8 protein-coding genes are annotated in these 10,356 nt (G+C 72.1%); 3 read left to right on the forward strand and 5 right to left on the reverse strand.

Translation table 11 applies throughout. From position 1 onward, the window contains the following. Positions 1 to 309 precede the first annotated feature (309 nt). On the reverse strand, positions 310 to 3,513 hold the full coding sequence (gene icmF, locus KME75_RS36125; RefSeq protein WP_219419439.1) for a fused isobutyryl-CoA mutase/GTPase IcmF: 3,204 nt from the start codon (positions 3,511 to 3,513) through the stop codon (positions 310 to 312). Positions 3,514 to 3,721: 208 nt separating this feature from the next. Further along, positions 3,722 to 3,910 (reverse strand): hypothetical protein, encoded by a 189-nt coding sequence (locus KME75_RS36130; protein ID WP_219419440.1) that lies wholly within the window; start codon positions 3,908 to 3,910, stop codon positions 3,722 to 3,724. 166 nt (positions 3,911 to 4,076) lie between these two features. Here KME75_RS36130 and KME75_RS36135 point away from each other — a divergent pair, with 166 nt between their 5' ends. Then, on the forward strand, positions 4,077 to 4,838 hold the full coding sequence (locus KME75_RS36135) for a maleylpyruvate isomerase family mycothiol-dependent enzyme (RefSeq protein WP_219419441.1): 762 nt from the start codon (positions 4,077 to 4,079) through the stop codon (positions 4,836 to 4,838). 55 nt (positions 4,839 to 4,893) lie between these two features. Here KME75_RS36135 and KME75_RS36140 read toward each other — a convergent pair whose 3' ends face one another. Next, complete coding sequence (locus KME75_RS36140) at positions 4,894 to 6,330, reverse strand: DHA2 family efflux MFS transporter permease subunit (RefSeq protein WP_219419442.1); 1,437 nt, start codon at positions 6,328 to 6,330, stop codon at positions 4,894 to 4,896. Between the two features lie 79 nt (positions 6,331 to 6,409). Here KME75_RS36140 and KME75_RS36145 point away from each other — a divergent pair, with 79 nt between their 5' ends. Next, the gene (locus KME75_RS36145; protein ID WP_219419443.1) at positions 6,410 to 7,126 is read left to right on the forward strand and encodes a TetR/AcrR family transcriptional regulator; all 717 of its coding nucleotides are present in this window, start codon (positions 6,410 to 6,412) and stop codon (positions 7,124 to 7,126) included. Between the two features lie 9 nt (positions 7,127 to 7,135). Here the strand turns inward: KME75_RS36145 and KME75_RS36150 are convergent, their stop codons facing one another. Beyond that, a complete protein-coding gene (locus tag KME75_RS36150; RefSeq protein WP_219419444.1) occupies positions 7,136 to 8,749 on the reverse strand; it encodes an alkaline phosphatase D family protein in 1,614 nt (537 codons plus the stop codon). Between the two features lie 92 nt (positions 8,750 to 8,841). Then, a complete protein-coding gene (locus tag KME75_RS36155) occupies positions 8,842 to 9,786 on the reverse strand; it encodes an ROK family protein (RefSeq protein WP_219419445.1) in 945 nt (314 codons plus the stop codon). Positions 9,787 to 9,884: 98 nt separating this feature from the next. Here KME75_RS36155 and KME75_RS36160 point away from each other — a divergent pair. Beyond that, on the forward strand, positions 9,885 to 10,356 hold a 472-nt coding region (locus tag KME75_RS36160; RefSeq protein ID WP_246633525.1), incomplete at its 3' end, for a DoxX family protein.

Here is a 10,356-nt window from a genome sequence, read left to right on the forward strand (position 1 = left end):
CCCCCCGACGTCAACCCCGCGATGGAGACGCTGCGGCCGCGCGCCGCCGAGGTGCGGCGCGAGGCCATGGAGCTGGCGGGCGCGACCGGGGCGCAGCTGGCCCAGGCTGTCGCGACCGCCGCCTGACCTGACTCCGAGCACCGCGGAGGCCGGTGCCGAGTCCGCGCGCTCGCGGGGTGGCCCCCGTCGATCAAGGCGCTGATGCCGTTTCTTCCTCGATTCAGGACGACCGCAGTGCCTTGATCAGCGCACGTCCAGCCAACCCGCGTCTCTCGGAACGCCGATCGGGCGGGATCCGCCGCGACCCCGCTACATGTTGCGCCGGTACTGCCCGCCCACCTCGAAGAACGCCTCGGTGAGCTGGCCCAGCGAGCAGACCCGCGCGGCCTTCATCAGCTCGTCGAACACGTTGCCGTCGCCGGTCGCCACGTCCTGCAGGCGCCGGATCGCGGCCTCGGCCTCGCCGGCGTGCCGGGCCTGGAAGTCGGCGAGCCGCGAGAGCTGGCTCTGCTTCTCCTCCTCGGTGGCGCGAGCGAGCTCGATCTCCTCCGGCGCGGCCGTGGAGGTGTCGCGCACGAACGTGTTGACGCCGACGATCGGCAGCGTGCCGTCGTGCTTGCGGTGCTCGTACAGCAGGGACTCGTCCTGGATCTTGCCGCGCTGGTAGCCGGTCTCCATCGCGCCGAGCACGCCGCCGCGCTCGGAGATGCGGTCGAACTCGGCGAGCACGGCCTCCTCGACGAGGTCGGTGAGCTCGTCGATGATGAACGACCCCTGCAGCGGGTTCTCGTTCATCGACAGGCCCCACTCGCGGTTGATGATCAGCTGGATCGCCATCGCCCGCCGCACCGACGACTCCGTCGGGGTGGTCACGGCCTCGTCGAACGCGTTGGTGTGCAGCGAGTTCGCGTTGTCGTAGAGCGCGCAGAGCGCCTGCAGGGTGGTGCGGATGTCGTTGAAGTCCATCTCCTGCGCGTGCAGCGACCGCCCCGACGTCTGCACGTGGTACTTCAGCTTCTGCGAGCGCTCGTTGGCGCCGTAGCGCTCGCGCATCGCCACCGCCCAGATCCGCCGCGCCACCCGGCCGATCACCGAGTACTCCGCGTCCATCCCGTTGGAGAAGAAGAACGACAGGTTGGGGGCGAAGTCCTCGATGTCCATGCCGCGCGCTAGGTAGCTCTCCACGAACGTGAACCCGTTGGCGAGCGTGAACGCGAGCTGACTGATCGGGTTCGCCCCGGCCTCGGCGATGTGGTAGCCGGAGATCGACACCGAGTAGAAGTTTCGCACCCGGTGCTGGATGAACCACTCCTGGATGTCGGCCATCATCCGCAGCGAGAACTCGGTGGAGAAGATGCAGGTGTTCTGGCCCTGGTCCTCCTTGAGGATGTCGGCCTGCACCGTGCCCCGCACGTTGGCGAGCGCGAACGCCTCCAGCTCCTCGCGCTCGGCGGCGTCGGGCTCGCGGCCCTCCTCGTCCCGGAACTTCGCGAGCTGCTGGTCGATCGCGGTGTTGAGGAAGAACGCGAGGATCGTCGGAGCGGGGCCGTTGATCGTCATCGATACCGACGTGCTGGGCGAGGTGAGGTCGAAGCCGCTGTAGAGCACCTCCATGTCCTCGAGCGTCGCGATCGAGACGCCGGAGGTACCGACCTTGCCGTAGATGTCGGGGCGGGTGCCCGGGTCGTGGCCGTAGAGGGTGACGGAGTCGAACGCCGTGGACAACCGCTTCGCGTCCGAGTGCTCCGACAGCAGGCGGAAGCGCCGGTTGGTGCGGAACGCGTCGCCCTCACCGGCGAACATGCGCCCCGGGTCCTCGCCCTCGCGCTTGAACGCGAACACCCCGGCCGTGTACGGGAACTTCCCGGGCAGGTTCTCCTTGCGCAGGAACCGCAGCAGCTCCGCGTCCTCGGTGAACCGCGGCAGCGACACCCGCGGCACCTTGTTGCCAGAGAGCGTCTCGCGGGTCAGCTGGGTGTGGATCTCCTTGTCGCGGACCTTCACGACCATCTCGTCGCCGGAGTACGCGTCGACGACCTGCGGCCACTCGCCCAGCAGCGCCGCGGACGCGGCCGGGAGCGCCTCCTCCGCCCGCCGCAGCGCCTCGTCGACGGCCTCGCCCACCAGCTCACGGGCCGTGCGAAGGTGCTGGCGCTTCCGCGCGGCGTCGACGTGCTGCGCGGTGTCGGCGTGGTAGCCGCGCACCGTCTCCGCGATCTCGGCGAGGTAGCGCGTGCGCTGGGGCGGGATGACCGCCGCGTACTCGGTGGAGGTCTTGCGGTCCGCCCGGCGCAGCCTGCCCTCGCCGACGGTCAGCCCGTTCTCGGCGAGCAGGTCGCGCAGGTGGTGGTACAGCGCGCTCACGCCGTCGTCGTTGAAGGTGGCGGCGCTGGTGCCGAAGACCGGCATGTCCTCCCAGGAGGCGCCGAACGCCTCGCGGTTGCGCACGAGCTGGCGGCTCACGTCGCGGCGGGCGTCCTCCGCGCCGCGGCGCTCGAACTTGTTGATCGCCACGACATCGGCGAAGTCGAGCATGTCGATCTTCTCGAGCTGCGACGCCGCGCCGAACTCCGGTGTCATGACGTAGAGCGAGCGGTCGACGAACGGCACGATCCCCGCGTCGCCCTGGCCGATCCCGGGCGTCTCGACGATCACGAGGTCGAACCCGGCCGCCTTGAGCACGGCGATCGCATCGCCGAGGTGCTCGGGCAGGGTGCCCTCGGTGCCGCGGGTGGCCATCGACCGGAAGAAGACCTGCTCGCCGGTGAGGGAATTCATCCGGATGCGGTCGCCGAGCAGCGCGCCGCCGCCGCGGCGGCGGGTGGGGTCGACGGCGAGCACGGCGATGCGGAGCTTGTCCTCCTGGTCGAGCCGGAAGCGGCGCACCAGCTCGTCGGTGAGGCTCGACTTGCCGGACCCACCGGTGCCGGTGATCCCGAGCACCGGCACCGGACGTGCGGGCGTGCGCTCGCGGACCGCGTCGGGCAGCCGCCCGGCCTCGGCGAGGGTGAGCGTGCGGGCGAGCGTGGCGTGCTCGCCGGCGAACAGGCCGTCGAACGACTCCGGGGGTGCCGCGGCGAGGTCGACGTCGCACTCCCGGATCATCGTGTTGATCATCCCGGGCAGCCCGAGGCGCTGGCCGTCCTCGGGGGAGAAGATGCGGGCGACGCCGCGGGAGTGCAGCAGCTCGATCTCGGCCGGGACGATGACGCCGCCGCCTCCGCCGTAGACCTTCACGTGTCCGGCGCCGCGCTCGCGCAGCAGCTCCACGAGGTAGGAGAAGTACTCGACGTGGCCGCCCTGGTAGGAGCTGATGGCCACACCCTGGGCGTCCTCCTGGATCGCCGCGGCCACCACCTCGTCGACCGAGCGGTTGTGCCCGAGGTGGACCACCTCGGCGCCCTGGCGCTGCAGGATCCGCCGCATGATGTTGATCGCGGCGTCGTGGCCGTCGAACAGGCTGGCGGCGGTGACGAACCGGACCGGGTGGGTGGGTACGTGCAGCTCGGCCATTCCGCTGTCCTCTCTGACCGGAGGGCGAGGATTTACTAGGACATCCTAGTATCGGAAGCCAGACTTGTCCGGGTGCGGGCTGTCACATCGCGATCACGGGGCGCGTCAGCGGGCGGCGGTGGACGACCCGCCGAGATGCCAGCAAGGTGGCGATACTGCCACTGGGCGGCGGTATCGCCACCTTGCTGGCGCTTGGGTGAGTGGGGGCTCAGGCGGCGCGGCCGGCGCGCGGCATCTCGATCGTCGGCATCTCGACGGTCGGCGGGTCGTGGTCCGGCCCGGCGGCGGGAACCGGGCGGCGCAGGCGCCTGTCGAGCACGGGAGCGAATGCGCCCAGCGCCATCAGCGTGATCCCCGACCCGGCGATCGAGGCCGCCGCGGCGTCGGGTGCGACCATCACCAGTACGAAGGCCGTCGGGGGCCACCACAGGAGCGCCCGGAGAGGGGCGGGGACCGTCCATTCCCGTTTGTCTGGCGCCATATGCCTTTTCCTACCCGGTCGGTTCGACGCGCATGCGGCCACCCCACCCTTCGCCGTCGACGAGACGGTTACGGTTCCCCATATGGATCACGCCCGTGCCCTGATCGAGCAGGACCGGTTGCTCGGTGAACTTGTTGGCGACGCCGATCCGGAGACCGCGGTGCCGGCCTGTCCGGGCTGGTCACTGCGCAATCTGCTCACCCACGTGGGGCGCGGGCACCGGTGGGCGGCCGCGATCGTGGCTCAGCGGGCCGACGCGCGCGTCGACATGAGGTCCGTGCCGGACGGGAAGCCGCCCGCCGACGTCGAGGCCGCGGTCGTCTGGCTGATCGACAGTAGCCGGCTCCTGCTCGACGCCGTGGCGGCGACGGGCGCGGACACCGAGGTCTGGACGTTCACCGGTCCCCGGCCCGCCGCGTGGTGGGTGCGGCGCAGGCTCCACGAGTCGGTGGTGCACCGCGCCGACGCCGCGTTCGCGCTCGGCGTGCCCTACGCCGTCGACGCCGACCTGGCCGCCGACGGCGTGAGCGAGTGGCTGTCCCTGCTCGCCGCGCGGCGGGCCGACGCGGACCGCCCGCTGCTCGCCGGTGACGCCACCTTGCACCTGCACGCCACCGACGACGGGCTCGGCGCCGACGGCGAGTGGATGGTGCGCGGCGGGGCGTCCGGGATCAGCTGGGAGCACGGGCACGGGAAGGGCTCCGCCGCCGTCCGCGGCGCGGCCGTCGACCTCCTGCTGGCGGCCATGCGCCGCATCCCCGCCGACGACACTCGTCTGCAGGTGCTCGGCGACGCGGCCGTGTGGACGACCCTGGCTGGAGCGCACCGTTCTGAGTGCCCGTGAGTGCAGAACGTCGCCAGAGCGGCGTTCTCCACTCACGAGCGCGTCAGCGCCCGGGCTACTCCTCGTCCCGAGCCCGCCGCGGGAGCAGCAGCGCGAGCGCGCCGGCCAGCAGCACCAGCGCGGCCGTGGCCCACAACACCGCGCGGATCGCGGCGAGCGGGTCGCCCGCCTCGAAGAGCTGGAAGAACACGGTGCCGAGCACGGCGACGCCCGCGACGCTGCCGAGCTGCTGGTTCGCGTTGAGGACGCCGGAGGCCGAGCCGACCATCGGCAGGCTCACTCCGGCCAGCACGATGTCGAACAGCAGCGCTACCAGCAGACCCATCCCGAACCCGCAGATGAACAGCCCGGGCGCCAGCTGCCAGCCGCTGACCTGTCCGTCGGTCAGGGTCGCGAGCAGCACGCCGATGCCCGCCGCCATCACGACGGCCCCGACCTGCAGCACCGGGCGGCCGAACCGCCGCCCGAGCCCGGCGCCGCAGACGACGGCCCCGATCGCCGTCCCCAGTGCCCACGGCGCCTGCGTGACGCCTGCCGCGAGCGGGGTGAAGCCGAGCCCGAGCTGGAGGTGGAGGCTGAGCGCGAGGATCAGGCCGGTCATCCCGGCGAAGAAGACGATGCCGACGAGCAGGCCGCCGGAGAACGCGCGCATCCGGAACAGCCCGGGCTCGACGAGCGGCGACCGCCCGGCCCGGCTGCGGCGCACCTGGTGCAGCGCGAACACCGCCAGCACCGGTACCGCCGCCGCGAGCAGCGCGAACACCCAGCCCGGCCAGCCCAGCTCGCGGCCCTGCACCAGCGGGAAGACGAACAGCACCAGGCCTACCGTGACCAGCAGCATGCCCACCGGGTCGGGCCGTGGGCCGTGCTCGGCGCGGGACTCCGGCAGCACGCGCCACGCGAGCACCAGGCACGCCAGCCCGATCGGCACGTTGATCAGGAAGATCGCGGGCCAGCCCAGTCCGGCCGGGTCGGCGGCGATGAGGGCGCCGGCGAGGATCGGCCCGCCCACGGCGGAGAGCCCGATCGCAGGCCCGAACGATCCGAGGGCCGCGCCCAGCTCGCGGGGCGGGAACATCGACTTGATCAGTCCGAACCCCTGGGGGATGAGCACGGCGCCGAAGAGGCCCTGCACGACGCGGCTCGTCACGAGCATCGCGGGGGAGACGGCGAGCCCGCACAGTGCGGACGCCGCGACGAACCCGACGAGTCCGACGAGGAACATTCGGCGTCGGCCGTAGAGATCGCCGAGCCTGCCGCCGGTGATGAGCCCGACGGCGAAGGCGAGCGTGTAGCCGGCGGCGATCCACTGGATGACGGTGGTGTCGCCGCCGAGGTCGGCCTGGATGGAGGGGGCCGCGATCCCGACGATCGTCGCGTCGAGCAGGTCCATGATCTCGGCGGTGAGGACGGCGGCCAGCGCGAGCCAGCGCAGGGGGTAGGCCGCGGTCGCGGTGGTGGTCGGGTAGGGCGGAGCGTGGGAGGTGCTCATGGCGAGCCTTTCGAACGCTGTTCGTTGACGAACGACGTTCTACTAGCGAACGTCGTTCGCGTCAACTAGGCTTCCGCTCATGACCGCCGCCGACGCGCTCCCCGAGCCGCCCTGGTGGACCCCCCGCAAGCCGGCCGCGCCGCGCCGTTCGCTCAGCAGGTCCGCGATCGTGGGCGCCGGGCTCAAGGTGTTGCGCGCCGAGGGCATCGACGCGCTGAGTATGCGCCGGGTCGCCACCGAGCTGGGCACGGGCGCGGCATCGCTCTACGCCCACGTCGCGCACAAGGACGAGCTGCTCGAGCTGCTGTTCGACGAGGTGGTCGCCGAGATCCCGCTGCCCGAGCCGGACCCGTCCCGATGGCAGGAGCAGCTCACGCAGGTCTGGACCGACTCGCACGCCGCGCTGGCCCGCAACGGCGACATCGCCCGCGTCGCGCTCGGCCGCGTCCCGCTCGGGCCGCATGCGCTGCGCGTCTCCGAGGTGACGATGGCGATCCTGCGTGCCGGCGGGGTGCCCGACCAGGCCGTCGCGTGGGCCGTCGACGTCGTCGGGCTGTACGTGGCCGCCAACGCCGTCGAGGGGGCGCTGCACGTCGACCGGCAGCGCGCCGGGCGGGAGCCGGGGGACTACTACGAGCAGGTCGGGCGCTACTTCTCGGCGCTTCCGGTCGATCGCTTCCCCGTGATGAGCGCGCTCGCTCCTGAGCTCATGGCCGGCAGTGGCGAGGAGCGCTTCGCGTTCGGGCTCGATCTGATCGTGCGCGGTCTCGCGGCCCAGGCCGCGCAACCGGGCTGACCCGGGCCGTCATCCGGTCAGCGAGAGCCTCGCGCGCTCCGACAGCGACGCCGCCGACAGCGGCTGCTCGAAGAACACCTCGGCGTGCTGGCCGTCGATGTCCAGCGTGGCGATCATGTTGCCGAACAGCGGCCCGGACAGCCGCTCCCACGACACCGGCTTCGGCGGCGCACCCACCCGGGCCGCCCACCGCTCCGCGAGACGCCGGGCCATCCGCGACCAGCCCAGCTTGAAACCCGGCCGGACGAACCAGTGGATCTTGTTGTGCACGGGCGAGCAGGTGAGCTGGTGGACGGGTGCCGGCGGGTCGCCCGGCAGCGCGGCGCGGGCGACGTAGCTGTGGTGCACGTCGCCGGAGAGCACGCTGACGGTGGCCGGGCCGGCCGCCGCCGCGCGGCCGATCATGGCCGTGAGCCGGTCGAAGGACGCCCGGAACGCCGCCCAGTGCTCGAGGTCGGCGGCCTGACGGATCCCCTCGGCCAGCCGGCCGCGCCAGCCGGGACGCGCTGCGGCGATCTCGTTGACCGTCTCGAGGTCGCCGATCGCGTGGGGCAGCAGCCAGGGGATCGACGTGCCGAGCACGAGATGGTCCACCTGGCCCTGGGCCGTGGCCTGCTCCTCGATCCAGGAGAACTCCGACTCGCCCAGCATCAGGTGCATCCCGTCCTCTAGGATGCGGCCGTTCCGGGAGTCGATCATGATGAACCGGCTGTGGCCGAGGTCCCAGCGGAAGCTGAAGCGCACTCCCTTCGTGCCGTCGGTCTCGGCGTCGGCGCGGTCGGCGAGCTCGACGAGCAGCGGCCAGGCGTCCCCGTCGTGCTCGACGATCTTCCGGTAGTCGGGATCGGCCGTCAGATCGGTGGAGGGCAGGTTGCCGATGTGCTGGTAGACCCAGTACGACGCCAGCGCCGAGCGGATGCGCTCGCGCCACCACGGGGTGGCCCGCATCTGGTCCCGCCACGCTTGTGAGGTGTTCCAGTCGTCGCGCACGTCGTGGTCGTCGAAGATCATCGCCGTGGGCACGGTGGACAGCAGCCACCGGATCTCCGGGTCCGACCAGGAGTCCTGGTAGAGGCCCACGTACTCGTCGAAGCCCACGATCTCGTCGTCGGGCCAGTCCGGGTGCCGGTCACGGCGGCCGGCGATGCGGCGGAGGTTCCGCGGCGTGAGCTCGTCGGCGTAGACCTGGTCACCGAGCAGCAGCAGGGCGTCCGGCCACTCCTGCGGGTCGCGGTGGGCCATCCGCGCGGCGTAGGCGTCGAGCGCGTCGATGCCGAGCTGGGCGGCGAGCTTCTGGTCGGACACCTTGGCATAGCGGCAGGACCCGAAGATGATCCGGTTGCGGTCGTGCGACTCCGGGCCGCGGGTGCGGATCAGGCTCGGCGGGAACGGGCTGGGCGACGGGGGCCACACGACCTCGCCGTCGACCTCCACCTGGTAGGGCGTGCGACTGTCGGGCTCCAGGCCGTTGACGGGCACGAGCGCGTAGTGGTGGTCGGACACCTCGAACGTCTGCACGGCGCACCCCAGCACCGACACGGTCGCGGGCCTGTCGGTCTGCACCCAGACGGACGCAGTGGTCTCGCCCACGTGGCGCAGGACGGGACCGAGTGCGAGTGCCACGGCCGTCAGCCTATCGAGCGGCGGCCGGCGGTGGTGGTGCCGCCGACGCCGGTACGTCGGCGGCGTCCCGTTCGCCGGCACCCGAGTGCAGCTCAGATGTGGTCGAGCGCGAGCAGCGCCGCTCCGATCTTGCCGGCGTCGCCGCCGAACGTGGCCGGGACGACGGGGGCCACCCCGCGGGCGGTCGGGCCGTAGGCGAACTCGCGGGCGGCCGCCCGCGCCGGCGCCAGCAGCAGCTCGCCGGTCTCGACCAGCCCGCCGCCGACGACGACGGCGTCCACCTCGAAGATGTTGGCCAGCGAGGCGATGCCGACCCCGAGCCAGCGCCCGAGCCGCGCGAACAGCGCCTGCGCCACCTCGTCGCCCTGCTGCACGGCTTTCACCACGGTGTGCCCGGTGACCTCGCCGTCCGCGGCGCCGATGCGGGCGATGAGCCCGTCGGGGTCGTCGGCGGCCGCGTCACGCCCCATCCGTGTGAGCGCGGTGCCGGAGGCGTAGGCCTCGAAGCAGCCGTGGTTGCCACAGCCGCAGCGCGGCCCGTCCGGGTTGAGGATCATGTGGCCCAGCTCCGCGCCGAGCCCGGTCGGCCCGCGGTAGATCCGCCCGTCCAGCACGAGGCCGCCGCCGATTCCGGTGCCGACGGTCACCAACACCATGTTCGGGTACGGCTCGTCCAGCCGGGCCTCGGCCAGCGCGGCGACGTTGGCGTCGTTGTCCACGGTGACGGGCAGCTCGGTGGCCTTCTCCAGCTGCTCGCGCACCGGCCAGTCGCGGTAGGCGTTGTTGGGTGCCCACAGCATCCGCCCGGCGGGCCACTCGACGATCCCGGCGGCCCCGACGCCGATCGTCAGCACGTCGTGCTCGGCGCGCATCCGCTCGATCATCGCGAGCAGCACCTCGGTGACCGACGCGGCGTCGGACTCGGCGGGAGTGGGCTCGACGAGCTCGCACACCACGGTTCCGCGCTCGTCGACCACGGCTCCCGCGATCTTCGTACCGCCGATGTCGAGTCCGATGGCCAGCCTGCTCGTCGTCACCGGGGCATGATGTCACCTGATTATTGATCGATACAGCGTTTGGGTTCCCTCAGCGCGGGGAAGCGCTCGACATGCTCCTTCGACGACTTGCCCGACCCATGCTGGCCGCTCTGTTCATCCAGGGCGGCATCAACGCGCTGAAGGCACCCGAGGGCCACGCGCAGGCGGCGAAGCCGGTGCTCGATGCCGTCGCCGACAAGGTGATGGAGGTCGCACCGATCGAGCGGCGGCCGGACGACGAGCTCCTGGTCAAGATCGACGGGGGCGTCAAGGTCGTCGCGGGCTCGCTGCTCGCGCTGGGCAAGTGCCCGCGCCTCGCGTCGGCGGCGCTGGCCGCGTCGCTGATCCCCACCACGCTCGCGGGCCACCGCTTCTGGGAGGAGACCGACGAGCAGCGCAGGGGTGAGCAGAAGATCCACTTCTTCAAGAACGTCGGCCTGCTCGGCGGACTGTTGATCGCGGCGGCGGACACGGAGGGCAAGCCGTCCCTCGGGTGGCGCGGCCGCAAGGCGGCCAAGCTGGCCGCGGCGGCGGCCGCCGCCCAGACCGCCGCCGTCACGGGTGCCGCCG

It is taken from the genome of Pseudonocardia nigra (assembly GCF_019396355.1).
GTDB classification, from domain to species: domain Bacteria; phylum Actinomycetota; class Actinomycetes; order Mycobacteriales; family Pseudonocardiaceae; genus Pseudonocardia; species Pseudonocardia nigra.

Excerpts from the sequence above, each read along its gene's own strand:
- KME75_RS36145 (WP_219419443.1), top strand. The coding sequence starts at position 6,410 with ATGACCGCCGCCGACGCGCTCCCCGAGCCGCCCTGGTGGACCCCCCGC.
- icmF (WP_219419439.1), bottom strand. The coding sequence starts at position 3,513 with ATGGCCGAGCTGCACGTACCCACCCACCCGGTCCGGTTCGTCACCGCC.
- KME75_RS36135 (WP_219419441.1), top strand. The coding sequence starts at position 4,077 with ATGGATCACGCCCGTGCCCTGATCGAGCAGGACCGGTTGCTCGGTGAA.
- KME75_RS36130 (WP_219419440.1), bottom strand. The coding sequence starts at position 3,910 with ATGGTCGCACCCGACGCCGCGGCGGCCTCGATCGCCGGGTCGGGGATC.
- KME75_RS36140 (WP_219419442.1), bottom strand. The coding sequence starts at position 6,330 with ATGAGCACCTCCCACGCTCCGCCCTACCCGACCACCACCGCGACCGCG.